This window comes from Streptosporangium sp. NPDC087985, assembly GCF_044741965.1.
Classification (GTDB): Bacteria; Actinomycetota; Actinomycetes; order Streptosporangiales; family Streptosporangiaceae; genus Streptosporangium.
Genome location: NZ_JBIUTQ010000001.1, coordinates 315,434 through 339,537 on the forward strand (window position 1 = coordinate 315,434; position 24,104 = coordinate 339,537).

At 70.0% G+C, this 24,104-nt stretch carries 22 protein-coding genes and 1 tRNA gene; 12 read left to right on the forward strand and 11 right to left on the reverse strand.

Going from position 1 to position 24,104, the window contains the following annotated elements; all coding sequences use genetic code 11:
* Window positions 1-2: 2 nt before the first annotated feature.
* The 3 genes from ACIN94_RS01575 (at window position 3) to ACIN94_RS01585 (ending at window position 5,727) form a co-directional block, all read left to right on the forward strand.
* On the forward strand, window positions 3-2,561 hold the full coding sequence (locus ACIN94_RS01575; protein ID WP_400698080.1) for a DUF4118 domain-containing protein: 2,559 nt from the start codon (window positions 3-5) through the stop codon (window positions 2,559-2,561).
* Window positions 2,558-3,226 carry a response regulator gene (locus ACIN94_RS01580; protein ID WP_400698083.1) on the forward strand — a complete coding sequence of 223 codons (669 nt, stop codon included), beginning with the start codon at window positions 2,558-2,560 and terminating at the stop codon, window positions 3,224-3,226. The genes ACIN94_RS01575 and ACIN94_RS01580 overlap by 4 nt, the downstream gene beginning before the upstream one ends.
* A 260-nt stretch (window positions 3,227-3,486) precedes the next feature.
* The gene (locus tag ACIN94_RS01585) at window positions 3,487-5,727 is read left to right on the forward strand and encodes a heavy metal translocating P-type ATPase (RefSeq protein ID WP_400699925.1); all 2,241 of its coding nucleotides are present in this window, start codon (window positions 3,487-3,489) and stop codon (window positions 5,725-5,727) included.
* A gap of 221 nt (window positions 5,728-5,948) precedes the next feature.
* Here the strand turns inward: ACIN94_RS01585 and ACIN94_RS01590 are convergent.
* Together ACIN94_RS01590 and ACIN94_RS01595 are read right to left on the reverse strand one after the other, a co-directional pair.
* Window positions 5,949-6,022: transfer RNA gene (locus tag ACIN94_RS01590), tRNA-Pro, on the reverse strand.
* Window positions 6,023-6,055: 33 nt separating this feature from the next.
* Window positions 6,056-6,979: a metallophosphoesterase gene (locus tag ACIN94_RS01595; RefSeq protein ID WP_400698085.1), complete on the reverse strand. Its 924-nt coding sequence runs from the start codon at window positions 6,977-6,979 to the stop codon at window positions 6,056-6,058.
* A gap of 80 nt (window positions 6,980-7,059) precedes the next feature.
* Here ACIN94_RS01595 and ACIN94_RS01600 point away from each other — a divergent pair, with 80 nt between their 5' ends.
* Window positions 7,060-7,515: a GatB/YqeY domain-containing protein gene (locus ACIN94_RS01600; RefSeq protein WP_400698088.1), complete on the forward strand. Its 456-nt coding sequence runs from the start codon at window positions 7,060-7,062 to the stop codon at window positions 7,513-7,515.
* Between the two features lie 76 nt (window positions 7,516-7,591).
* Here the strand turns inward: ACIN94_RS01600 and ACIN94_RS01605 are convergent, their stop codons facing one another.
* On the reverse strand, window positions 7,592-9,685 hold the full coding sequence (locus ACIN94_RS01605; protein ID WP_400698091.1) for a transglycosylase domain-containing protein: 2,094 nt from the start codon (window positions 9,683-9,685) through the stop codon (window positions 7,592-7,594).
* A gap of 387 nt (window positions 9,686-10,072) precedes the next feature.
* On the opposite strand from ACIN94_RS01605, the gene ACIN94_RS01610 reads away from it, so the two are divergent.
* Window positions 10,073-10,369, forward strand: coding sequence for a WhiB family transcriptional regulator (locus ACIN94_RS01610; protein ID WP_012887233.1), 297 nt, complete (start codon window positions 10,073-10,075; stop codon window positions 10,367-10,369).
* Between the two features lie 81 nt (window positions 10,370-10,450).
* Here ACIN94_RS01610 and ACIN94_RS01615 read toward each other — a convergent pair whose 3' ends face one another.
* Both ACIN94_RS01615 and ACIN94_RS01620 read right to left on the reverse strand, forming a co-directional pair.
* Window positions 10,451-11,620 carry an ArsA family ATPase gene (locus tag ACIN94_RS01615; RefSeq protein ID WP_400698095.1) on the reverse strand — a complete coding sequence of 390 codons (1,170 nt, stop codon included), beginning with the start codon at window positions 11,618-11,620 and terminating at the stop codon, window positions 10,451-10,453.
* A complete protein-coding gene (locus tag ACIN94_RS01620; RefSeq protein ID WP_400698097.1) occupies window positions 11,617-12,621 on the reverse strand; it encodes an ArsA-related P-loop ATPase in 1,005 nt (334 codons plus the stop codon). Before ACIN94_RS01620 ends, ACIN94_RS01615 begins: the two co-directional genes overlap by 4 nt.
* A 189-nt stretch (window positions 12,622-12,810) precedes the next feature.
* Between ACIN94_RS01620 and ACIN94_RS01625 the strand changes: the two genes are divergently transcribed.
* The 4 genes from ACIN94_RS01625 (at window position 12,811) to ACIN94_RS01640 (ending at window position 15,121) form a co-directional block, all read left to right on the forward strand.
* On the forward strand, window positions 12,811-12,966 hold the full coding sequence (locus tag ACIN94_RS01625) for a DUF4177 domain-containing protein (protein WP_306860654.1): 156 nt from the start codon (window positions 12,811-12,813) through the stop codon (window positions 12,964-12,966).
* On the forward strand, window positions 12,963-13,421 hold the full coding sequence (locus ACIN94_RS01630) for a RidA family protein (protein WP_400698099.1): 459 nt from the start codon (window positions 12,963-12,965) through the stop codon (window positions 13,419-13,421). The genes ACIN94_RS01625 and ACIN94_RS01630 overlap by 4 nt, the downstream gene beginning before the upstream one ends.
* 72 nt (window positions 13,422-13,493) lie before the next feature.
* The gene (locus tag ACIN94_RS01635; protein WP_400698101.1) at window positions 13,494-14,321 is read left to right on the forward strand and encodes an NUDIX hydrolase; all 828 of its coding nucleotides are present in this window, start codon (window positions 13,494-13,496) and stop codon (window positions 14,319-14,321) included.
* Window positions 14,318-15,121, forward strand: coding sequence for an MBL fold metallo-hydrolase (locus ACIN94_RS01640; RefSeq protein ID WP_400698103.1), 804 nt, complete (start codon window positions 14,318-14,320; stop codon window positions 15,119-15,121). Before ACIN94_RS01635 ends, ACIN94_RS01640 begins: the two co-directional genes overlap by 4 nt.
* Here ACIN94_RS01640 and ACIN94_RS01645 read toward each other — a convergent pair.
* Entirely contained in the window at window positions 15,118-15,798 is a 681-nt protein-coding gene (locus tag ACIN94_RS01645) for a Crp/Fnr family transcriptional regulator (RefSeq protein ID WP_400698106.1), read from the reverse strand. The two genes, ACIN94_RS01640 and ACIN94_RS01645, sit on opposite strands and share 4 nt — an antisense overlap.
* A gap of 87 nt (window positions 15,799-15,885) precedes the next feature.
* Between ACIN94_RS01645 and nth the strand changes: the two genes are divergently transcribed.
* The 3 genes from nth to ACIN94_RS01660 all read left to right on the forward strand — a co-directional run bounded on the left by nth (window position 15,886) and on the right by ACIN94_RS01660 (window position 18,564).
* Window positions 15,886-16,605 carry an endonuclease III gene (gene nth, locus ACIN94_RS01650; protein ID WP_400698109.1) on the forward strand — a complete coding sequence of 240 codons (720 nt, stop codon included), beginning with the start codon at window positions 15,886-15,888 and terminating at the stop codon, window positions 16,603-16,605.
* Window positions 16,606-16,666: 61 nt separating this feature from the next.
* Window positions 16,667-17,308 carry an NUDIX hydrolase gene (locus tag ACIN94_RS01655; RefSeq protein WP_400698112.1) on the forward strand — a complete coding sequence of 214 codons (642 nt, stop codon included), beginning with the start codon at window positions 16,667-16,669 and terminating at the stop codon, window positions 17,306-17,308.
* A 59-nt stretch (window positions 17,309-17,367) separates the two neighbouring features.
* A complete protein-coding gene (locus ACIN94_RS01660; RefSeq protein ID WP_400698115.1) occupies window positions 17,368-18,564 on the forward strand; it encodes a MarP family serine protease in 1,197 nt (398 codons plus the stop codon).
* Window position 18,565: 1 nt separating this feature from the next.
* On the opposite strand, the gene ACIN94_RS01665 is transcribed toward ACIN94_RS01660, so the two are convergent.
* The 5 genes from ACIN94_RS01665 to acs form a co-directional block, all read right to left on the reverse strand.
* Window positions 18,566-19,015, reverse strand: a complete 450-nt coding sequence (locus tag ACIN94_RS01665) for a DUF309 domain-containing protein (RefSeq protein ID WP_400698118.1) — start codon at window positions 19,013-19,015, stop codon at window positions 18,566-18,568.
* Window positions 19,012-19,908 carry an alpha/beta fold hydrolase gene (locus ACIN94_RS01670; RefSeq protein ID WP_400699927.1) on the reverse strand — a complete coding sequence of 299 codons (897 nt, stop codon included), beginning with the start codon at window positions 19,906-19,908 and terminating at the stop codon, window positions 19,012-19,014. The genes ACIN94_RS01665 and ACIN94_RS01670 overlap by 4 nt, the downstream gene beginning before the upstream one ends.
* Before the next feature lie 23 nt (window positions 19,909-19,931).
* Window positions 19,932-20,399 (reverse strand): phage holin family protein, encoded by a 468-nt coding sequence (locus tag ACIN94_RS01675; protein WP_400698121.1) that lies wholly within the window; start codon window positions 20,397-20,399, stop codon window positions 19,932-19,934.
* A gap of 25 nt (window positions 20,400-20,424) precedes the next feature.
* The gene (gene nhaA / locus ACIN94_RS01680) at window positions 20,425-21,651 is read right to left on the reverse strand and encodes a Na+/H+ antiporter NhaA (protein WP_400698124.1); all 1,227 of its coding nucleotides are present in this window, start codon (window positions 21,649-21,651) and stop codon (window positions 20,425-20,427) included.
* Window positions 21,652-21,891: 240 nt separating this feature from the next.
* Entirely contained in the window at window positions 21,892-23,877 is a 1,986-nt protein-coding gene (gene acs / locus ACIN94_RS01685) for an acetate--CoA ligase (protein WP_400698126.1), read from the reverse strand.
* Window positions 23,878-24,104: the final 227 nt, after the last annotated feature.

Consider the following 24,104-nt stretch of genomic DNA (forward strand, 5'->3'; position numbering starts at 1 on the left):
GCGTGCCACGCGGACGGCTACGTGTCTATCTGGGCGCGGCCCCCGGGGTGGGCAAGACCTACGCGATGCTCGGGGAGGGACACCGGAGGCGGGAACGGGGCACCGACGTGGTCGTGGGTCTCGTCGAGCCCCACGGCCGCGCCCGCACCGCCGAGCTGATCGAGGGCCTGGAGGTCGTCCCCCGCCGGACCATCGTCTACCGGGGGGCGAGTTTCACCGAGCTCGACGTGGACGCGGTCGTCGCGCGGGCTCCCCGGATCGCCCTGATCGACGAGCTGGCGCACACCAACGTGCCCGGCTCGAAGAACACCAAGCGCTGGCAGGACGTCGAGGAGATCCTCGACGCCGGGATCGACGTCATCTCCACCGTCAACATCCAGCACCTGGAGTCGCTGAACGACGTCGTCCAGCAGATCACCGGGGTGGAGCAGCGCGAGACCGTGCCCGACGAGGTGGTCCGGCGGGCCGACCAGGTCGAACTGGTCGACATGTCGCCCGACGCGCTGCGCCGCAGGATGGCGCACGGCAACGTGTACACGCCGGAGAAGGTCGACGCGGCGCTGTCGAACTACTTCCGGGTGGGCAACCTGACCGCGCTGCGGGAGCTGGCCCTGCTCTGGGTCGCGGGAAAGGTCGACGACCAGCTCGACCGCTACCGCGCCGAGCACGGCATCGCGGGGACCTGGGAGGCCCGCGAGCGCGTCGTGGTCGCGCTGACCGGCGGCCCGGAGGGGGCCACGCTGGTCCGGCGGGCTGCCCGCGTCGCGGCCCGGACCAAGGGCGCCGACCTGCTGGCCGTCCACGTCACCAGGGCCGACGGCCTGGCCGGGGCGGATCCGGCGAGCCTGACGCATCAGCGCACGCTGGTGGAGAGCGTGGGCGGCACCTACCACCAGGTCGTCGGCGACGACGTCCCGCGCGCCCTGCTCGACTTCGCCCGGGGCGTCAACGCCACCCAGCTCGTGCTCGGCGCCTCCCGGCGCGGCCGGTTCGCCCAGATCTTCTCCCGGGGCGTGGGGGTCACGGTGACCGCGATGTCCGGCTCCATCGACGTCCACATGATCACTCATGCCCAGGCGCAGAAGGGACGTCGTCCCGCACGCTCCGGGGCCGCACTGACCCGTACCCGGCGGATGGCCGGATGGGCCGTCGCCGTCGCCGGGGTGCCGGCCCTCACCACCATGCTGATCCCGTTCAGGGACGCCCTGACGCTGCCGAGCGAGATCCTGTTCTTCCTGCTCATGGTCATCGGTGTCGCCCTCATCGGCGGCATGTGGCCGGCGGTCACCGCGGCGGTCGGCGGTTCCTTCCTGCTCAACTACTACTTCACGCCCCCTCTCCGCACTCTGACGATCTCCAACCCGGAGAACTTCTTCGCCCTCGTCGTCTTCGTCCTGGTCGCCGCCGCGGTGAGTGCCATCGTCGACGTGGCGGCCCGCCGTACCAGGGAGGCGGCGCGGGCGAGCGCGGACGCCGAGGTGCTGTCCACGCTGGCCGGCCATGTGCTGCGCGGCGAGGCGGCGTTGCCGTCCCTGCTGGCCCGGCTGCGCGAGACCTTCGCGCTGACCTCGGTCACGCTGCTGGAGCGGCGCGGCGCACCCGGCCCGGACGACCAGTCGGATCCCAAGGCCTGGCGGATCGTCGCCACCGCAGGTGCCGCCCCCTGCACCTGTCCCGGCTCGGCCGACACCGATGTGGTCATCGACGAGCACCTGGTGCTGGCCGTACGCGGCAGGCTGCTGGAGGCGTCCGACCGCCGGGTGCTGGAGGCGTTCGCCGCCGAGGCGGCCGTGGCCCTGCGGCAGGACCGGCTGGAGGAGAGGGCTGAGCAGGCCAGGCCGCTGGCCGAGGCCGACAAGATGCGCACCGCGCTGCTCGCCGCGGTCAGCCACGACCTGCGCACTCCGCTCGCCTCGGCCACGGCCGCCGTGGAGAGTCTGCGGAGCACCGAGATCGCGTGGAGCCGGGAGGACCGGGACGAGCTGCTCGCCACCGCCGGCGAATCCCTGGTCAAGCTGGACCGGCTGGTCGTCAACCTGCTCGACATGAGCCGCCTGCAGGCCGGGGTGCTCGGGCCGGCGCCGCAGCCGACGGCGCTGGAGGAGATCGTGCCGCGTGCCATCGACGACCTCGGGCACCTGGCTGAGAGGATCGACGGGCACATCTCGGTCGAACTTCCCGACATCATCGCCGATCCGGCGCTGCTGGAACGGATTCTGGTCAACCTCATGTCCAACGCGATCCGCTACAGCCCGGCCGATCAGAAGGTTCTCATCACGGGGAGCAGACACGGCGACCACGTCGAGATCCGAGTCGTCGACCGCGGCCCCGGCATCCCTCCCGAGGCGCACGATCGGGTCTTCATGCCCTTCCAGCGACTCGGAGACCGTGACAACCACACCGGTGTCGGCCTCGGCCTCGCACTCTCCCGGGGGCTCGCGGAGGCCATGGGCGGCACCCTCGTACCGGAAGAGACACCAGGAGGAGGTCTCACCATGATCCTCGCACTGCCCGTCTCCTCGCGGGTGCACACCGGACCCGCCTCTGTGGAGAGCACGTGACCCGTATCCTCGTTGTCGACGACGAGCCCCAGATCCTGCGAGCGCTCCGGATCAACCTGGTCGCCCGGCACTACGAGGTCGCGGTGGCCGCCGACGGCGGCGCGGCACTGCGCGAGGCGGCCGACTGGCATCCCGACCTGGTCATACTCGACCTCGGCCTGCCCGACATCGATGGCATCGACGTCATCCACGGCCTGCGCGGCTGGACCACGGTCCCCATCGTGGTGCTCTCCGGTCGCACCGGTGGCGCGGACAAGGTGGACGCGCTCGACGCGGGCGCCGACGACTACGTCACCAAGCCGTTCAACATCGACGAACTGCTCGCCCGCGTCCGCGCGGTGACCCGGCGGACCACCGTGCCTGACTCCGAACTCGCCCGGATCCACATCGGCGATCATGTCGTCGACCTGGCCGGCAAGACCGTCTCCGATGGCGTACGGCTGACACCCACGGAATGGCATCTGCTGGAGATCCTGCTGCGCAACCCCGGAAAGCTGATCAGCCAGCGCCAGCTGCTGACCGAGGTCTGGGGAGCGAGCTACCTCAAGGAGACCCACTACCTGCGCCAGTACATGACCCAGCTGCGGAAGAAGCTGGAGCGGGATCCCGCCCACCCGGTGCACCTGCTGACCGAGCCGGGCATGGGCTACCGCTTCACCCCCTGAGGTCCGGCCCCGGCGTCGGGGCCGGAGCCCGCTCGGCAGCGCCGCGGCACGCCGCGTGACTCCGGTCATGTCGGTCCCGGACACCTGTGGCTCCACTCAGCGTCGGCCGAGGCGGTTGTCCGAAACGGCCACAACCAATCCGGCAGGAATACCATAGAGGGGTATGGTGTTAGAGGGGATGTGAAGCTGAGCCAAGGGGAGAGATGGCCGGATACACCGACGCCGAGACTGATGCGGGCATGACGAGAAAAGAGCAGGTGATGTCCTCCCTCACCGATGACAGGCCGCAGAGCACGGTCGAACTCTCGATCGGCGGCATGACCTGCGCGTCGTGCGCCAACCGGATCGAGCGCAAACTCAACAAGCTCGACGGCGTCACCGCGACCGTGAACTACGCCACCGAGAAGGCCACGGTCACCTTCGGCGGAGGGATCGGCCCCCACGGCCTCATCGCCGAGGTGGAGAAGGCCGGCTATACCGCCGCGCTGCCCGCCCCGCCCCGGGCCGAGGGGGCCGCCCCGGAGACGGAGGCCGACGAACTGGCGCCGTTGCGGGCCCGGCTGATCACCGCCGTGGCGCTGGCCGTACCGGTGATCGCGATGGCGATGATCCCGGCGTTGCAGTTCACCAACTGGCAGTGGCTGTCGCTCACCCTGGCCGCCCCGGTCGTGGTCTACGCCGGCTGGCCGTTCCACCGGGCCGCCTGGACCAACCTGCGCCACGGCGCGGCCACGATGGACACCCTGGTCTCGCTCGGCACGCTCGCGGCGCTGGGCTGGTCGCTGTGGGCTCTGTTCTTCGGCAGCGCCGGTATGCCGGGCATGACCCACCCGTTCGCCCTCACCATCGAGCGCACCGACGGCTCGGGCAACATCTACCTGGAGGCCGCCGCCGGGGTGACCGCGTTCATCCTGGCGGGGCGCTACTTCGAGGCCCGCGCCAAGCGCCGCGCCGGCGCGGCCCTGCGCGCGCTGCTGGATCTTGGCGCCAAGGACGTCGCCGTGCTGCGCGACGGGGTGGAGGTCCGTATCCCGTTGGAGCGGCTGGCGGTCGGGGACAGGTTCGTGGTGCGGCCGGGAGAGAAGATCGCCACCGACGGGGTGGTCGAGGAGGGCTCCTCGGCGGTCGACGCCTCGATGCTGACCGGCGAGTCGGTGCCGGTGGAGGTACGGCCCGGCGACACGGTGACCGGCGCGACGGTCAACGCCGGCGGCCGGCTGGTCGTCCGCGCCACAAGGGTCGGCTCCGACACCCAGCTGGCGCAGATGGCCAGGCTGGTGGAGGAGGCCCAGACCGGCAAGGCCCAGGTGCAGCGGCTGGCCGACCGGATCTCCGGGATCTTCGTGCCGATCGTGATCGCGCTGGCCGTCGGCACGCTCGGCTTCTGGCTCGGCACCGGCGGGGGCGCGGGGGCGGCCTTCACCGCGGCGGTCGCGGTGCTGATCATCGCCTGCCCCTGCGCGCTGGGCCTGGCCACCCCGACCGCGCTGCTGGTCGGCACCGGCCGAGGCGCCCAGCTCGGCATCCTGATCAAGGGCCCGGAGGTGCTGGAGTCGACCCGGGCCGTCGACACCGTGGTGCTGGACAAGACCGGCACGGTCACCGAGGGGAAGATGACCCTCACCGAGGTGCACCTCGCCGATGGCCAGGACGAGACGGAGGTGCTGCGCCTGGCCGGCGCCCTGGAGCACGCCTCCGAACACCCCATCGCCCAGGCCGTCGCCCGCGGCGCCACCGAGCGGGTGGGCGAGCTGCCCACCCCCGAGGACTTCGCCAACGTCGAAGGCCTCGGCGTGCAGGGCGTCGTCGACGGGCACGCCGTGCTCGTCGGGCGGCCCCGGCTGCTGGCCGGGTGGTCGCAGCACCTGCCCGCCGGCCTGGAGCGGGCGCTGGCCGAGGCACAGGCGGCCGGCCGTACGGCCGTCGCGGTCGGCTGGGACGGCCACGCCCGCGCGGTCCTCGTGGTGGCCGACACCGTCAAGCCGACCTCGGCGGAGGCGATCCGGCGGCTGCGCGCTCTGGGGCTGACCCCGGTGCTGCTCACCGGCGACCACGAGGCCGCGGCCCGGTCCGTGGCGGCCGAGGTGGGCATCGACGAGGTCATCGCCGAGGTACTGCCCGCCGACAAGGTCGACGTCATCAAGCGGCTGCAGGCGGAAGGCCGGTCGGTGGCCATGGTCGGCGACGGCGTCAACGACGCCGCGGCCCTCGCCCAGGCCGACCTGGGCCTGGCCATGGGCACCGGCACCGACGCGGCCATCGAGGCCTCCGACCTCACCCTCGTCCGCGGCGACCTGCGGGTGGCCGCCGACGCCATCCGCCTGGCCCGCCGTACCCTGGCCACGATCAAGGGCAACCTGTTCTGGGCCTTCGCCTACAACGTGGCCGCCCTGCCGCTGGCGGCGCTCGGCCTGCTCAACCCGATGATCGCCGGAGCGGCCATGGCATTCTCCTCGGTCTTCGTGGTCACCAACAGCCTGCGACTACGCGGCTTCAAATAACATCGATCAACGACAGGCGCCGCCGCGGCCGGGGGCGGCACATAGTCTCCGGCCACACCGGTGTTCCATTACGCCTGGACCGAAGGTCCGCAGACGGGTGGCCCGGCTCATGGGCATGCCTTGTGGTGGTTCTGGACGTCTTCTCACGCCGGACCGTCCAAATGATCAGGGGCCTGGCCGCTGTCTCCAGCGATCAGGCCCCTGAACTCGGGAATTCAACGTCGGGGTGACAGGATTTGAACCTGCGACCTCTTCGTCCCGAACGAAGCGCGCTACCAAGCTGCGCCACACCCCGGTGCACGTCGGTCTTGCTCGTGCTTGGGAAAGTCTAGCGGACTTCGCGGGTGCTTGCGTCGCTTCGGCGGCGGGGGAGCAGGGTGAGGAGGCTCGCCTCGGGGAAGCAGGCGAACCGGGCGGGGGCATAGGGGCTGGTGCCCAGGCCGGCGGAGACGTGGAGATAGGCGGAGTCGTGGTGACTCAGGCCCTTGACCCGGGCCCGGTCGATGCCGCAGTTGGTGACCAGGGCACCGTAGAACGGGATGCAGAGCTGGCCGCCGTGCGTGTGGCCGGCGAGCAGCAACTGGTAGCCGTCGGCGGCGAAACGGGTCATGTTGCGGGGCTCGGGGGAGTGCATCACGCCCAGGCGGAGATCGGCTTCCGCGGGGGCGGGACCGGCGATCAGGTCGTAGCGGTCCCGGTTGATGTGGGAGTCGTGGATGCCCCCCACGGCCACGTCGAGGTCGCCGACCTTGATGCGGGCGGTGGTGTTGTTCATGTCCAGCCAGCCCTCCATGGCCATGCCGGCGCCCAGCTCCTCCCAGGGGAGCGTGGGGATCTTCTGGCGGTGCTCCCCCTTGGAGGTGCGCCAGAGGTAACGCACCGGGTTCTTGGGGCGCGGTGCGTACATGTCGTTGGAGCCGTAGACGAACAGGCCCGGGCGGGACAGCAGCGGTTCGAGGGCGTGCAGGAGCGGGCCGACCGCGTCGGGGTGGGCGATGGAGTCGCCGGTGTTGACCACCAGGTCGGGCTTGAGGTCGCCCAGCGAGCGGACCCAGTTGATGAGCATCCGCCTGCCCGGGGTGAGGTGCAGGTCGGACAGGTGCAGGATGCGCACCGGCCGCTGGCCGGGCTCCAGGACGGGCACGTCGAAGCGGCGCAGGCGGAACGCGTTGCGCTCGACGATCGAGGCGTAGGCGAGACCGGCCATGCCGACACCGAACAGGGACAGGGGCACCGCAGCTGCTTTCCTCACCTTCTCATCATGCCCGACATCAAGCTTCCTGAAGGAAACTTGGGATACGGCGACGCTGGTGAGACGGCAAGATGGACCGCATGAGCGCATTGAAGGACAAGCTGAAGGCCGACCTCACGGCTTCCATGAAGAGCAGGGACGAGATCCGTACCCGCACGATCCGCATGGCCCTCGCGGCGGTGAACGTCGAGGAGGTCGCGGGCAAGTCGGCACGCGAGCTCTCCGATGAAGAGATCATCAGGGTGCTGACCAAGGAGGCCAAGAAACGCCGCGAGGCGGCCGAGGCGTTCAGCGGCGCCGGCCGTACCGAGCAGGCGCAGGCCGAGGTGGACGAGCAGGCCGTGCTGGAGGAGTATCTCCCGGCCCAGCTCTCCGATGAGGAGCTCGGTGCACTCGCGGACGAGGCCATCGCCGAGAGCGGCGCCACCGGACCTCAGGCGATGGGACAGGTGATGAAGGTCCTGAACCCCAAGGTCGCCGGCCGGGCCGAGGGCGGCCGGGTGGCACAGGCCGTGCGTGCCCGCCTGACGGCCTGAGAGGGGCCGCGCGCTTCAGGGGGTGGCAGGACGCGAAAGCCCCTCCCTGAAGCTTCGGGGAGGGGCTCCCGCGTCTCTACGGGGTGGTGCGGCCGGGGGCGCCGTTGTTCGGGAAACCGCCGTTGCCGTCGTCGCCGGTGTTCAGGATGTTGTCGTCGGGGGAGGCCGGGCCGTTCCCGTCGTCACGCGGCTTCCTGACGGGCGCACAGCCGATGGAGCAGCCGCCGAAGCGCTCCATGTTCACCGGGGTGAAGGGGGTCCGCGCGACGCCCGCCAGGGCGCCCAGCATGGCGCTCTTCCAGATCGGGCCGGAGATCGAGGCGCCGTACACGTAGGGGTAGTAGCGCCCGCCGATGGTCACGCCGATCAGGTCGTGCTTGAACGCGCCGCGCGGGTCGCCGAGGCTGACCGCGGAGGCGAGGTCGGGGGTGAAACCGGCGAACCAGGCGGCGGTGTAGCCGTCGGTGGTGCCGGTCTTGCCCGCGGCGGGACGGCCGATGCCGCCGACCTGGCTCATCGTGCCCTTGGTGAACACCCCGGACATGATGTGGGTGGCCGCGTCGGCGACCTCCTCGTCCAGGACCTGGCTGCACTTCGGCTTGTACGGTGTGGCCTTGCCGTTGCGGTCGCGGATCTCGGTGATGGCCATGGGCTTGCAGTAGGTGCCCCGGGCGGCGATCGCCGCGTAGGCGGCGGCCATCGTCACCGGGTCCATCTCGTTGATGCCGAGCGTGAAGGTCTCGAACTCCCGCAGCTTGTCCCCGTCGGCCCGCTTGATGCCCAGCTTCTTGGCCGTCTTGACCACGTTGCAGAGGCCGACCTTCTCCTCCAGCTTCATGAAGAAGGTGTTCACCGAACCGAGCGTGCCGGTCGTGAGGGTCTTGAAGCCGCCGCCGCCCTCGCTGGAGTTGCGGACCTCGTGGGAGGGCTCGCCGACCCGGTTGCCCGCGCAGTCGCGGAACGCGCCGTAGCTGGGGGCGCTGTAACCCGCGCCGGTGCTGTTACCGTCGTCGAGCTTCATCCCCTGATCCAGGGCGGTGAGCAGGGTGAAGGGCTTGAACGTCGAGCCGGCCTGGAAGCCCGCGAGGCCACCATGCGACTTGTCGGCCACGAGGTTGTAGTTCACCTCGTTCTTCTTCAGGTTCCGCCCGAACTTCCGGCTGGCGGCCATCGCCTTGATGGCCCCGGTGCCGGGCACGATCATCGCCTGCGCGGCGACCGGTTTGTCGCTGGCCTTCACGTACTGAGCGATGGCCTTCTCGGAGGCATGCTGCGTCGTCAGGTCGAGCGTTGTCTTGATCGTCAGACCACCGCGCTGGAGCTGCTTCTTGCGCTGCGCGGCGGTCTTGCCGAACTCCTCGTTGTTGAGCAGCTCATGCTGGGCGTAGCTGCAGAAGTAGGGGTAGGCGCTCGCGTCGCAGCCGCCGGGGACCGGGATGTCCTTGAATCCCAGCTTCTTGGCCTTGGCCTCCGCGGCCTCCTGCAGGGTGATCTTCTCGAGCTCGGCCATCCGGTCCAGGACGACGTTGCGCCGGTCCAGCAGCCGCTGGCGGCTCGCCTTGCCCACGGCAGGGTCGGTCCCGCTGGGGTTCTGCACGGCTCCGGCGAGGGTGGCCGCCTCCCACAGGTTCAGCTTGGAGGCGGGCTTGCCGAAGAACCGCTTGGACGCGGCCTGGATCCCGTGGGCGCCCGCGCCGAAGTAGGCGATGTTGAGATAGCGCTCAAGGATCTCCGACTTGGTGTACTTCTCCTCGAGGGCCATCGCGTAACGCAGCTCGTTGAGCTTGCGGGAGTAGGACGTCTCGATGGCGGCCGCCTGCTCCTCCTTGGTCTCCGCGCTGTTGACCAACACCTGCTTGACGTACTGCTGGGTGATGGAGGAGCCGCCCTGGATGCCTCCGCCGCCGCTGAGGTTCTTCACCGCGGCGCGGAAGGTGCCTTCCAGGTCGATGGCCCCGTGCTGGTAGAACCGGTAGTCCTCGATGGAGATGATCGCGGTCTTCATGATGTCGGCGACCTGGTCGAGCTTCACCGACTCGCGGTTCTCGTAGAAGAACTGCGCGAACTGCTTGCCGTTCGCGTCGAGCAGAACAGTCTTCTCTGCGAGGGGGGGTTCTTTGAGTTCCTCGGGGAGCAGGTGCAGCTCCTCCGTGGCGGACTTCACGGTCATCCCCGCGCCGCCCACCGCCGGAAGCGCGATGGCAGCGACCAATACGCCAGTGGCAGCGGCTGCGGCGACCAGCCGCAGAAGATTCCCGACTACCGATCCATGATCTTTGCCTTGAGCTTGCACGGGTCAAGACTACGTCGGATGGATGGCCCAAACGGTAACGGAAGGCCATTTCGCCACGCGTCGAGTACGTAATGGATCAGGTGACTAGTCATTCCCGGCCACATGGCCGCTGATGACCATGCGAGAAATTGGTCCCGCCGGGGTCTGTCGGCCCGAACGTCTGGTTGCGTACGTTCTCTTTCTGCGGCAATTGAATACGGAGGCTCGACGCCCGCGCCCGTCGGCCCCAAGTCACGACTGACCACCTAAGGGGAGTGGGGTCGAATGTGGATCACGGATTGGACCTCCCGTGCGGCCTGTAAGGGTGCGGATCCTGACGCGTTGTTCGTTCAGGGCGCTGCCCAGAACCGAGCAAAGCTGATCTGCCGAGGATGCCCGGTCCGGACCGAGTGCCTCGCCGATGCGCTGGACAATCGCATCGAGTTCGGGGTGTGGGGCGGGATGACCGAGCGCGAACGCCGGGCGCTGCTGCGTCGGCGACCGGATGTCGACTCCTGGCGGGACCTGCTGGAGTTGGCCAAAGAAGAGTACGAACGGACAAATGAGCTGATAGCGGGCTGAGCTCGCGCCGATCCCGTACGGCTGGCGCCGGGCGCCAGCCGTACATTCGCGTGTCCGCCCTACGGCAGGCGGATCTCCGGCTCAGGCGTCCGGGCTCTGGGCGCCCAGGAGCCGCCCCACCTCGCGGAGCCCCTCCAGGTCGTGCACGTCCTCTGCCAGGGCGGCGACCTGGGCCACCGGCACCGTGGGGTGGGCGGAGACGAAGTGTTCCTGCTCGCGGTGCTCACGGGCGGCCAGTTGCATCCGGCCGGCGTGCAACCGCAGTACGGCGGCGGTCAGATCATGCCCACCCCGCGCCTCCAGGTCCTCCGCCGCCGCGGTGCTCCGCGCCGCCGACAGCACGGCCGCCGGTGAGCGGTGCACCCGGTTGACCACGAGCCCGGCCAGGGGCATGCGCTCCTCGGCGAGTCTCTCCACGAAGTAGGAGGCCTCGCGCATCGCGTCCCGTTCGGGCGCGGCCACGACGACGAACGCGGTCCCGGGGGCCTGCAGGAGCGTGTAGGTCTGCTCGGCACGCGCCCTGAACCCGCCGAAGACGGTGTCCAGCGCGGAGACGAACGTCTGCAGATCCTTGAGCACCTGCGCGCCCAGCAGTTTGGTCATGGCCCCGGCGACGAAACCGAACCCCACGTTGAGAAGCTTGAACGCGCTGCGCCCGCCGGCCTTGGCGGGGGCCATCAGCATCCGGATCAACCGGCCGTCGAGGAAGCGGCCCAGCCGTTCCGGCGCGTCGAGGAAGTCCAGCGCGGAGCGGGAGGGCGGGGTGTCCACGATGATCAGATCCCAGTCGCCCGACCGGCGGAGCTGGCCGAGCTTCTCCATCGCCATGTATTCCTGCGTGCCGGCGAAGCTGGACGACAGGGACTGGTAGAAGGGGTTCGACAGGATCTGGCGGGCCCGTTCGGGGTCCGCGTGCGCCTCGATGATCTCATCGAAGGTCCGCTTCATGTCGAGCATCATGGCGTGCAGCCGGCCCTCGCCCTTCACGCCCGCGACGGGGCGCGGGGTGTTGTCGAGCTCGGTGAGGCCCATGGCCTGCGCCAGCCGCCGGGCCGGGTCCACGGTGAGCACCACGGCCGAACGGCCGCGCTCGGCCGCGCGCAGCCCCAGCGCGGCCGCGGTGGTGGTCTTGCCGACTCCGCCGGAGCCGCAGCAGACGATGATCCGGGTGCCCGGATCATCGATGATCGCATCGAGGTCGAGAACCGGGACGGCCCGCTGTCTGGCGGACCGCTCGCTGCGCTCGCTCATGCCGCTCCCTGGGTGTGGATCGATTCGGCCAGCTCGTACAGCCCGGCCAGGTCCACCCCGTCGGCCAGCAGCGGCAGCTCGTAGCGGGGACGCCCGGCCCTGTTGAGCGACAGCCTCTCGCGGTGCTCCAGCCGCGCACGGCGGGCGTGGTCGGCGATCTCCTCGGCGAGGGACTCGGCCACGGCGGCGGCGTCGGAACTGCCGTCCGCGAGCCCGGACGCCTTGAGACCGAGTGCCAGCTCGGCCGGGTCGAACCGGCCCTTGTCCGCGTCCTTCAGGACGGACTTGGGCAGTAGCGACTCCCGGACCATGTTCGTGAAGATCCCGCCGGGCGGCAGCCCGGCCGCGTGGAGCTCGGCGAGCCCGTCCAGCGTCTCCTGGACCGGCATCTCCTCCAGGAGGGTGACGAAGTGCACCGCGGTCTCCGGGGAGGCCACGACACCGTTCACCAGGTCGGCGTGGTTCTTGATCGGGCCCATTCTGGCCAGCCCGGCCACCTCGTTGGTGACGTTGAGGAATCGCGTGATCCGGCCGGTCGGCGGCGCGTCGAGCACGACGGCGTCGTAGACCCGGCTGCCGTCCTTGGCCCTGCGGCGGACGGCCTCGGTGGTCTTGCCGGTGACCAGGACGTCGCGGAAGCCGGGGGCGATGGTGGTGGCGAAGTCGACGACGCCCATCTTGGTCAGGGCCTTGCCCGCCCGGCGCATGCCGTAGAACATCTCGAGGTAGTCGAGCATGGCCTCTTCGGGGTCGACGGCCAGTGCGTAGACGTCCCCGCCGCCGGGCGCGACGGCGATCCTTCTCTCCTCGTACGGCAGCGGCGGCAGGTCGAAGACCTGCGCGATTCCCTGCCGGCCCTCGACCTCCACCAGCAGGACCTTGCGGCCGTTCGCGGCGAGGGCGAGGGCGAGGGCGGCGGACACCGTGGTCTTCCCAGTGCCGCCCTTGCCGGTGACGACGTGGAGGCGTACGCCGTCCCAATCGGTGTCGCGAGCTCTCACCTTTCGAAGGCTACCCAACAGCCACCTGACGATTCGCCGGGGCTGTCCACTGGTGGGACCGCAGATGCGGATTGTCATAGTGATCCTGACCACTCCGGCGCCGCCCGGGAGGCTCGCGACCACGTTCCGCCCGTCAAGACGCCCGTCGGGGGAACCCTCTGCCGGGGGCGCCTCGCTAATGTGTCCCACATGACGAAATGGGAGTACTCGACGGTGCCGCTGCTGGTCCATGCGACCAAGCAGATTCTCGATAACTGGGGCCAGGACGGCTGGGAGCTCGTCCAGGTCGTGCCGGGGCCGAACCCCGAGCAGCTGGTCGCCTACCTGAAGCGGCCGAAGCCGTGACGCCGCAGGAGAGGCTGGAGGAGCTGGGCCTGACGCTGCCCGAGGTCGTGCCGCCGCTGGCGTCCTATGTCCCGGTGGTCCGCTCGGGCAACTATGTCTACACCTCGGGCCAGCTCCCGGTGGTGGACGGCAAGCTGGTGGCGACCGGCAAGGTCGGCGCCGAGCTGAGCGCGGAGGAGGCCGCCGGCCTCGCCAGGATCTGCGCGCTCAACGCCCTCGCGGCGGTCGCCTCGGTGGCCGGCGACCTGTCGAACATCGTCCGGATCGTGAAGGTCGTCGGCTTCGTGGCCAGCGACCCGGCCTTCAGCGGGCAGCCGCAGGTCATCAACGGCGCCAGTGAGCTGCTCGTCGAGGTCCTGGGGGAGGCGGGCAAGCACGCCCGCAGTGCGGTCGGCGTGGCCGTCCTCCCGCTGGACGCGCCGGTCGAGGTCGAACTGATCGCCGAGGTCCGCTGACGATTGGCCAGTGCGGAGGCCGTACCGCATGATGGACCCTCAATCCGAACGTTGTTCCGGTGGAGGGTCTGAATGGGTGGGATTCCGCTTTCTGGTGATTTAGGGAAGCGTGCGCGCGACATCCTGGCCGGGCGGGTGGAGCCCGTCCCGGCCAGGGACGCCGCCACCGTGGTCCTCCTCCGCGAGGGCGTCGAGGTCTATCTGCTGAGGCGGAAGGCCAGCATGGCCTCCGCGGCGGGGGCCTACGTCTTCCCCGGCGGTTCGGTGGACCCACGCGACACCGATCACGCGATCGCCTGGGCCGGGCCCTCGCCCGCGGAGTGGGGGGCGGTCTTCCGCGCGGACGAGAGGACCGCGCGCGGCCTGGTCTGCGCCGCGGTGCGGGAGACCTTCGAGGAGTCGGGCGTGCTGCTCGCCGGGGCGTCCCCGGAGTCCGTCGTGGCCGACACCACCGGCGACGGCTGGGAGGCCGACCGGCTCGCCCTGATCGACCGGAGCCTGTCGTTCGCCGACTTCCTGGACGGACGCGGCCTGGTCCTCCGCTCCGACCTGCTGCGCCCCTGGACCCACTGGATCACCCCCGAGGTCGAGCACAGGCGCTTCGACACCCGGTTCTTCGTCGCGGCCCTCCCGCCGGGCCAGCGGACCCGCGACGTCGGCGGCGAGGCCGACCAGGTCGCCTGGGTACGGCCTGCCGACGCGATCGACCGGGCCAGGAACGGCCAGATCTTCCTGATGCCCCCGACCTACCGTACGCTCGGCGAGCTGCGTGACTACCCGACCGTGGCCGACGTGCTCGGCGTCGAGCGTGAGATCGCCACCTTCATGCCCGAGATCGCCGAGGTGGACGGGGAGATGAGCATCGTGCTCGACGACGACTACCGGCCCGGTTCCGCATGAGCGGACTGCGGATCCCTCTTGACGGGCCCGACGGGTCCGGCACGGCTCACGCCCTCAGCGTTCTCGCCCCCAATCCGTCCCCGATGACCCTGGACGGCACCAACACGTGGGTGATCGGCACGGGAGAGGACGTGCTGGTCGTCGACCCGGGGCCGGAGGACGGGCCGCACCTGCGACGGCTCGCCGATCTCCTCCGTGGGCGGAGGGTGACGGCGATCCTGCTCACCCACGGGCACCATGACCACAGCGGCGGCGCGAGGAGGTTCGCCGAACTGGTCCGCGCGCCCGTCAGGGCACTGGATCCGGGGCACCGGCTCGGCGACGAGGGCCTCGCCGACGGTGACGTGCTCACCGTCGGCGGGCTGGAGCTTCACGTCGTCGGAACGCCCGGCCACTCCTTCGACTCGCTCTGTTTCTGGCTGCCCGAGGACCGGGCGATGCTGACCGGGGACACCGTGCTCGGCAGGGGCACCACCGTCATCGCGCCGGACGGCGACCTCGCGGACTACCTGCGCTCCCTGGACCTGCTGCGCGCGAGGGCCGAGCAGGTCGGCGCCGAGGCACTCCTCCCCGGGCACGGCCCGGTGCTGCCCGACCCGATCGGCGCGCTGGAGGGCTACATCGCCCACCGGAGGCAGCGGCTGGACCAGATCCGGGACGCGTGCGGGCGGGGGGCGCGGACACCGGCGGAGATCGTCGAGATCGTCTACGGGGACGTCGACAGGTCGCTCTGGCCCGCCGCCGAGATGTCGGTCCGGGCCCAGCTCTCCTACCTCGAGGGCATCGAGGGCGGTCGCTAGCGCGAGCGGTTGTGCAGACGCTCCATGTCCATGATGACCACGGCCTTGGCCTCGATGCGCAGCCAGCCGCGCTGGGCGAAGTCGGCCAGGGCCTTGTTCACGGTCTCACGCGAGGCCCCGACCAGCTGGGCCAGCTCCTCCTGGGTGAGGTCGTGGTGGACCCGGACGCCGTCGTCGATCCGCTGGCCGAAGCGGTCGGCCAGGTCGAGCAGGGCTTTGGCGACCCGTCCGGGGACATCGGTGAAGACCAGGTCGGCCAGCACGTCGTTGGTACGGCGCAGCCGCTGGGCCAGGGCACGCAGCAGGTGCAGGGCGACCTCGGGGCGGCCGGTCAGCCAGGGGCGGAGGTCGTCGTGGCCGAGCCCCGCCAGGCGGACGTCGGTCAGCGCGGTCGCGGACGCCGTACGGGGACGGGGGTCGAACAGCGACAGCTCGCCGAACATCTCGCTCGGGCCGAGCACGCTGAGCAGGTTCTCCCGCCCGTCGGGTGCTGTCCTGGACAGTTTGATCTTTCCCTCGAGCACCACGTACAGACGGTCCCCGGTCTCGTTCTCGCTGAACAGCGTCTGCCCCTTGGACAGTTCGACCTCGGAGACGCTCGTGCGCAGCGCGGCGGCGCTCTCACGGTCCAGCGCCGCGAACAGAGGGGCTTTGCCCAGCACGTCGTCGAAGTTCACAGTGCCTCCTGTTTCACGGCTCACGCAGTCATTGTGACCCATCCCACCGAGCGACTCCCAAGGGGCCCATGCGCGTAGGCTTGCCGGGTGTCTCGCAATGTCAGTCGTGCTGGTGAGTCCCAGCTTGCCCTGGTCCGTCGCGCCCGGCGGATGGACCGCATTTTGGCGGAAACCTACCCGGACGCGCACTGCGAACTCGACTTCCGCACTCCCCTGGAGTTACTGGTCGCGACGATCTTATCTGCCCAGTGTACGGACAAAAGAGTCAACATAGTTACTACCACGCTTTTTGCTAAATATCAGACGGCGGGGGACTATGCGGGCGCCGATCGGGGTGAGCTGGAGGACATCATCCGGTCGACGGGCTTCTTCCGGGCCAAGACCGTCAGCATCATCGGCATGGCCCAGGCCCTGTGCGACCGCTACGGCGGTGAGGTCCCCGGCAGGCTCAAGGACCTGGTCACGCTGCCCGGCGTCGGCCGCAAGACCGCCAACGTGGTGCTCGGCAACGCCTTTGGTGTCCCCGGCATCACCGTGGACACCCACTTCCAGCGGCTCGTCCAGCGGTTCCGCTGGACCGAGGAGACCGACCCGGTCAAGATCGAACATGCTGTCGCGGAGCTCATCCCGAAACGGGACTGGACGATGATGTCCCACCGACTGATCTGGCACGGCCGCCGCATCTGCCACGCCCGTCGACCCGCCTGCGGCGTGTGCCCGCTCGCCGCGCTCTGCCCTTCGTACGGTATCGGGCCCACCGACCCCGTCCAGGCCGCCAAACTGGTACGTCCCGGCCCCTTCTCCTGACCGGCCTCACAACGGGAAGCACGGGGCGGTGCGCCGTGTTGCAGAGACCGGAGGTGTGCCCGTGGAAGTACCCGGATGGTTGGAGACGCTGGCCGAGCGGGTCGCGAGGGCACCGGTGCCTCCGCTTCTGCGTCCACCGAGTTCGGGTGGGCGCCCGGCCGCCGTGCTCATGCTGTTCGGCGAGGGGCCGTCCGGCCCCGACGTGCTGCTGATCCAGCGCAGCTCACACGGGCGCCGGCACGCGGGACAGCCCGCCTTCCCCGGTGGCGGAGTCGACCCCGAGGACGGCGGCCCGATCGCCGCCGCGCTGAGGGAGGCCCGGGAGGAGACCGGTCTCGACCCGGACGGCGTCCAGGTGGTCGGCACGATGCCCGAGCTGTACGTCGGGCACAGCGACAACCGTGTCACCCCGGTGCTGGGCTGGTGGCACACACCCTGCGTGGTGCACGCCGCCTCGCCCGACGAGGTGGAGTCGGTGGAGCGGGTCCCGATCTCCGAGCTCGTCGACCCGGCCAACCGGCTCAGGCTGCGCCACCCGAGCGGTCACTCCGGCCCCGCGTTCCGCGTGCGCGGGCTGCTGGTGTGGGGCTTCACCGGGGGGGTGCTCGACGGGGTGCTCGCCGATTCGGGCTTCGAGGTCCCCTGGGACCGGTCACGGATCGAGGACCTGCCCCCGGACGTCCTCAGCCTCGCGTCCCGCTGACAGCGCCGGACCGGCGGAAGGGGTGCACGCGCGGGCCGGTCGCTGGATACCGTAAAGGGGTGAGCGGTGATCTTCTCGATCTCATCCTGATCGCCCTGATGGTGGCCTTCGCTGTGTCGGGATACCGCCAGGGGTTCATCATCGGTGTCCTCAGCTTTGTCGGATTCGTCGGCGGCGGCCTGCTGGGCATGTTCATCGCCCCGCCGATCGCCTCCGCCGTCGTCGACGGTGACACCGAGCGGGCACTGCTCGCCATCGTCATCGTCTTCCTCGCCGCGACGATCGGGCAGTTCGCGTCCTCGACCATCGGCGCCGTGGTCCGCAGCCACGTCACCTGGGAGCCCGCGAAGGTGGTGGACGCCGTCGGCGGCACCTTCGCGAGCGCGCTCTCGGTGCTGATCATCGCCTGGCTGATCGGGTCGTTGATCTCGTTCTCGCAGTTCACGCTGCTCAGCGAGCAGGTCAGCAAGTCTCTGCTGATCAGCACCGTCGACCAGACGATGCCGAAGGCGGCCAAGGACCTGCAGAAGCCGTTCAGGGACTTCATCGACACCTCCGGTTTCCCCCGGGTGTTCGACGCCATCGGGGGCGGCCGGTTCGTCGAGGTCGCGCCACCCGACCGGAGCGTGCCGAAGAGCGCGCAGCTCTCCCGGGCCCGCCGGGGCATCGTCAAGGTCCAGGGGGTGGCCTCGAGCTGCCGCAGGCACATCGAGGGCACCGGGTTCGTCTACTCGCAGAACAAGATCATGACGAACGCCCACGTGGTCGCGGGGGTCGACCAGGACCTGCAGGTCACCGACTACCTGAACAACACCCACGCGGCCAGGGTCGTGCTCTACAACCCCGACAGGGACATCGCGATCCTCCACGTCCCCGGCCTGAACATGCCGGTTCTGCGCTTCGACGGCTCCGCCAAGAAGGGCGACAACGCCATCGTCGCGGGCTTCCCGCACGGCGAGGGCTTCACCATGACCCCTGCCCGCGTCCGGGACCAGCAGAGGGCCCAGGGCCCCGACATCTACGACCGTAAGACCGTCGTCCGCGATGTCTACTGGATCCGCGGCCTGGTCCGGCAGGGCAACTCCGGAGGTCCGCTGCTCACCACCGACGGCCGGGTCTACGGCGTCGTCTTCGCGGCGGCCACGGACAGGGCGGAGACCGGTTTCGTGCTGACCGCGGCCGAGGTGGCACCGGACGCCGAAGACGGCTCCAAGCTGTTCAACCGGGTGGGCACCCAGGAGTGCGACCGGAACTGACTTAGAGCAGGTCCCTGATCATGGCGATGGCCGCTCCGGCCTCCAGGCCGTCCACCTCGCCCAGCCCCCGGGCGGTCCGGGCGATCTCCTCGTACGGCATGCCGTACCGGCCGATCCGGTCGGCCCCCCGCGCGAACAGCGCGGCGGCCCCCCGCGAGTTGCCCCGCTGGAGGTGGGTGAGACCCACGCAGATCTGCGCCAGCCCCTGCCAGAGATCCCGCTCCTCCGCGGGGCCGGTCTTCCACCGGCCCTCAAGCACCTCGTGGGCGTGGAACGGCCGCTCCTCGCCGAGCAGCCGGCGCGCCTCGGAGAGCGCCTCGTCCGCGCTCGGGGCGTAGTCGTCCGGGACGCGCTCCACACCTTCCGCCCCCCGGGGCAGCGGCCGCCCGAACGCGTCCCGGGGACGCCGGCTGCGAGGCCTCCCGTCCGGGTCACGGTCTCGTCCGGTCATCGGTCGGGCTCCGTGTCGGAGAGCCAGCCGATGAGCTCGGCGTCGAACTCCTCCGGACGCTCCTCGTGCGGGAAATGCCCCGCGCCCTCGATCAGCCGCCACCGGTAGGGGGCCTTCACGTAGCGGCCGGAGCCCTGAGCGGTGCGGGGCAGGGCATGCCTGTCGAGCGCGCCGTGCATCTGCAGTGTGGGTACGCCGATCTCTCCCCGCATGGTCCTGGCGTAACGCAGCCCGTCGGGACGGAGCTGGGAGCGGGCGAACCAGCGGTGATACTCCAGCGCGCAGTGGGACACGGTGGGGATGCGGAAAACGTCGCGGTAGGTCTTCGCCACCTCCTCCTCCGGCCAGTTCGGCCCGGACCACTCATCCAGCAGCCGCCCCACCAGCGCGCCCCCGTTGGCGGTCAGGCGGCGCTCGGGCAGGAAGGGAAGCTGGAAGCCCAGCGCGTAGAGGGCCGCCCTGAGCTGGCCGAACGGATCGCTGAGCAGCGCGGAGCGGAGCCTGCGCGGATGCGGAGCCGAGACCGGGACCAGCCGCAGGACCGCCTTGGGATCCAGCACGGACATGGTCCAGGCCAGCAGCCCGCCCCAGTCGTGGCCGACGACGATCGCCCCGGTCTCGCCCAGTGCCCGGATCAGCCCTGCCGCGTCACCGGCCAGGGTGGGCAGGTCGTAGCCGCGCGGCGGCTTGTCGCTGGCACCGTAACCCCGCAGGTCGACGGCGACGGCGCGGTAGCCGGCCGCGGGCAGCGAGACGAGCTGGTTGCGCCAGCTCCACCAGAACTGCGGGAACCCGTGAAGCAGCAGTACGAGAGGGCCCTGACCGGCCTCAACGATGTGGAAGCGGGTGCCGCCGGCGTGCACGGAGCGGTGGGTCCACGGACCCTCGACCATGACCAGGGACTCGTCGGGGCGGCTCACCGGTCTGGTCTTACCTGTTCGCGATGCGTGCCGACCTGGCCCGCGGTGGGCGGGGCGGAAGGCGTGGCGAGCTCGCTCTCGCCGCCCTTGAGGTTCTTGAGTGAGCGCATGGTCCGCGGCATCCCGGGCAGGCCCCTGAACTTCCTGATGCCGATGAAGACCAGCAACGCGGCCACGAGCAGGTAGAAGACGGTGACGATCGCGAAGGCCAGCCACCTCTGCACGCCCAGGGCGACCAGGACGTAGGCGATGGTGAACGACGCCAGGATGAGGACCAGGTGGGCCATGAACGCGGCGGCGCTGAGGAGCCCCGTGGCCATGCCGACCCGTCTGGCGTTGAAACTGAGCTCTGACTTGGCCAGTTCGATCTCGGCGCGGACCAGGGTGGATATCTGGTCGGTGGCCGCGGCGACGAGGGCGCCCAGCGACTCCTCCTGTGGCTCCGCGGGTGGCATCTGTGTCATGAAGATCTCCTATCAAGCGCCGGTATCAGACATCATCCTGCGCATTGAGGTGGTTACGCACGCGCACCCGGAGCAGGATCGCCGCGAGGACCGAGGCCGTGAGGCTCGCCGCGAGCACCCCGGTGGTCACCGCGTTCACCCGTTCCGGATCGTCGCCGTAGGCCAGGTTGCCGATGAGCAGGGACACGGTGAATCCGATCCCCGCCAGTATCGAGACAGCTGCCATGTCCCGCCAGTGCAGTTCCTCCGACAGTCTCGCCAAGCCGAGCCGTACGGCCAGCCACGCCCCGCCGAAGACACCCAGGAACTTACCGACGACCAGGCCGGCGATCACGCCGAGCACCACCCGGTCGGTGACCATCATGCCGAGGCTCTCCGTGCTGAGTGTGACCCCCGCGGACACGAAAGCGAACACGGGGACCGCGAAACCCGCCGAGAGGGGGCGGATGTGGTGGCCGGCCCGTTCGGCGGGGGAGCCCTCCTCGTCCGGACCACTGTGCACGCGTGTCAGCAGGCCCAGCGCCACCCCGGCGACGGTCGCGTGAACCCCGCTGATCTCGACGAGGTACCAGGCGAGGAGGGCGAGCGGCAGGTAGATCCAGAGGCCGCGGACCCGCCTGGCCTGCAGCAGGCCGTACAGGGCGATGACCGCCACCCCGGACAGCAGGGCCAGGAGGTTCAGATGCCGGGTGAAGAAGACGGCGATGACGGTGATCGCGCCGAGATCGTCCACCACGGCGCTGGTCAGCAGGAACGCCCGCAGTGCGGCGGGCATCGCGCTGGCCGTCACGGCCAGTACGGCGAGGGCGAAGGCGATGTCGGTGGCCATGGGGAGGGCCCATCCGCGGGTCGCGCCCGGTGCCCCCCAGCTCACCCCGAGGTAGATCAGGGCGGGGACGACCATGCCGGTGAGCGCGGCGACGACGGGCAGCGCGGCCTTGCGGAGGTTGGAGAGCTCGCCGTGGACGAACTCCTCCTTGACCTCGATACCCGCGACAAAGAAGAAGAGGGTGAGCAGGCCGTTCTGGGCCCACCTGTAGAGCTCAAGGTCGAGGTGGAGAGAGCCGGGGCCGAATCTGGTGGCGCGGAACGCCTCGTAGGAGTCCGTGGAGACGTTGGCCCAGACCAGTGCGGCGACCGTGGCCAGCAGCATGACGACGCCGCCGACGGTCTCGGCGCGGAGTGCCTCGGCGAGCTGACGGGTGTATCGGACGGTGGGACGGAAAGGCCAGATCTCGATGGCGCGGCGCATGGAACCCCCGGGAATACAGAGAGGGTCGGTTCCCCCGCTGGCCGACCAGACTTCCCGGCACACCTGATGGCAAGCCTACCGAAATCTCCCGGGCGGGATCCCCGTCGGCTGCGCGGGCGGAGGTGAGCCGCCGCGGGAGCGAGGACGGGACCGTCCTGGGTCGCCTCGCGGGTGACCCGGGCCCTATATGCGGAAAGGCGCGGATCCCGCCGACGGGATCCGCGCCTTTCCGGCCGGTGCTCAGTCGTCGTTCTTGGCGCTGGGCAGCTTCTCGGAGATGAGGTCCATCACCGTGCTGTCGGCCAGCGTGGTGACGTCGCCGACGCTGCGGTTCTCCGCCACGTCACGCAGGAGGCGCCGCATGATCTTGCCCGAGCGGGTCTTCGGCAGCTCGGGGACCACCAGGATCTGGCGGGGCTTGGCGATCGGGCCCAGGGTCCTGGCCACGTGGTTGCGGAGCTCGGCGGCGATGTCGTCGCTCTCCTCGGCACTGCCGCGCAGGATCACAAACGCCACGATGGCCTGGCCGGTCACCGGGTCGGTCGCGCCGACCACGGCGGCCTCGGCGACCTTCGGGTGGGAGACCAGAGCCGACTCCACCTCGGTGGTGGAGATGTTGTGGCCGGAGACGAGCATGACGTCGTCCACGCGGCCGAGCAGCCACAGGTCGCCGTCCGTGTCCTTCTTGGCGCCGTCACCGGCGAAGTACATGCCCTCGAAGCGGGACCAGTAGGTGTCGATGTAGCGCTGGTCGTCGCCCCAGATCGTGCGGAGCATGGCCGGCCACGGCTCGCGGAGCACCAGGAAACCACCGCCGCCGTTGCCGACGGGGTTGGCCTGGTCGTCGACCACGTCGGCGCTGATGCCGGGCAGCGGGCGCATGGCCGCGCCGGGCTTGCCCGCGGTGACACCGGGCAGCGGGCTGATCATGATGCCGCCGGTCTCGGTCTGCCACCAGGTGTCCACGACCGGGCAGCGGCCGCCGCCGATGTGCTCGCGGTACCAGACGTAGGCCTCGGGGTTGATCGGCTCACCCACGCTGCCCAGAATGCGCAGGGACGACATGTCGTACTTGGCGGGGATGTCGTCGCCCCACTTCATGAAGGTCCGGATCGCCGTCGGGGCGGTGTAGAGGGTCGTGACCTTGTACTTCTGCACGATCTCCCAGAACCGGCCCCGGTGCGGGGTGTCCGGGGTGCCCTCGTAGATGACGCTGGTCGCGCCGTTGGCCAGCGGGCCGTACACGATGTAGGAGTGGCCGGTCACCCAGCCGATGTCGGCGGTGCACCAGTAGATGTCGGTGTCCGGCTTGAGGTCGAACACCGCGTGGTGGGTGTAGGCGATCTGGGTCAGGTAGCCGCCGGTGGTGTGCAGGATGCCCTTGGGCCTGCCGGTCGTGCCGCTGGTGTAGAGGATGAAGAGCGGGTGCTCGGCGTCGTGTGCCTGCGCCTCGTGGACCTCTGCCTGCCTGTCCACGATGTCGTGCCACCAGACGTCCTTGTCGGTCTGGGCCACGTCCTGGCCGGTCCTCCGCACGACCAGGACGTGCTCGATGCCGGGGCACTCCTTGACGGCCTCGTCCACGGTCGGCTTGAGCGCGCTGGGCGCCCCCCGGCGGTAACCGCCGTCGGCGGTTACCACGATCTTGGCGTCGGCGTCCTTGATCCTGCCGCTGAGCGCGCTGGAGGAGAACCCGCCGAACACCACCGAGTGGATCGCGCCGATGCGGGCACAGGCGAGCATCGTGATCGGCAGCTCGGGGATCATGGGCATGTAGATGGCGACCCGGTCACCCTTGCCGACGCCCAGCTCCTGCAGGGCGTTGCTGGCCTTGGCGACCTCGCGCTGCAGGTCGGAGTAGGTGAGGGTACGGCTGTCGCCCTCAGGCTCGCCCTCCCAGTAGTAGGCGACCTTGTCACCGTGCCCGGCCTCGACGTGGCGGTCGACACAGTTGTAGGCGATGTTGAGCTCTCCGCCGACGAACCACTTGGCGAAGGGCGGGTTCCATTCCAGGGTGGTGTCCCAGCGCCTGGACCAGGTCAGCCGGTCGGCCTGCCTCTCCCAGAACGCCAGACGGTCCTGCTCCGCCTCGGCGTAGGTGTCGGCGGTCACGTTCGCGGCCGCGGCCAGGTCGGCAGGGGGCGCGAACCGCCGCGTCTCCTGCAGCAGGTTCGACAAGGTCTCCTGGGTCTCACGCGACTCGGAACCAGGGGTCTCCGGGGCCACTACGCACTCCTTACGTACTACTGGGGGACTGGTCGTGTCCCACTTCACCAGGTCAGAGGAGCCTGCCACAAGAGATCTAGACAGGTATGTACCGACAGGTGATGAGTGGTCATCGAGATTCACAATCGCCTTAACAGGTGGTAACAACCGCAGCCAAACCGTTGCGTCTTCGACACCATAAGAATGTACGGGGCGTTATTCCACAGGCGTTAATCGGCCCCACACGC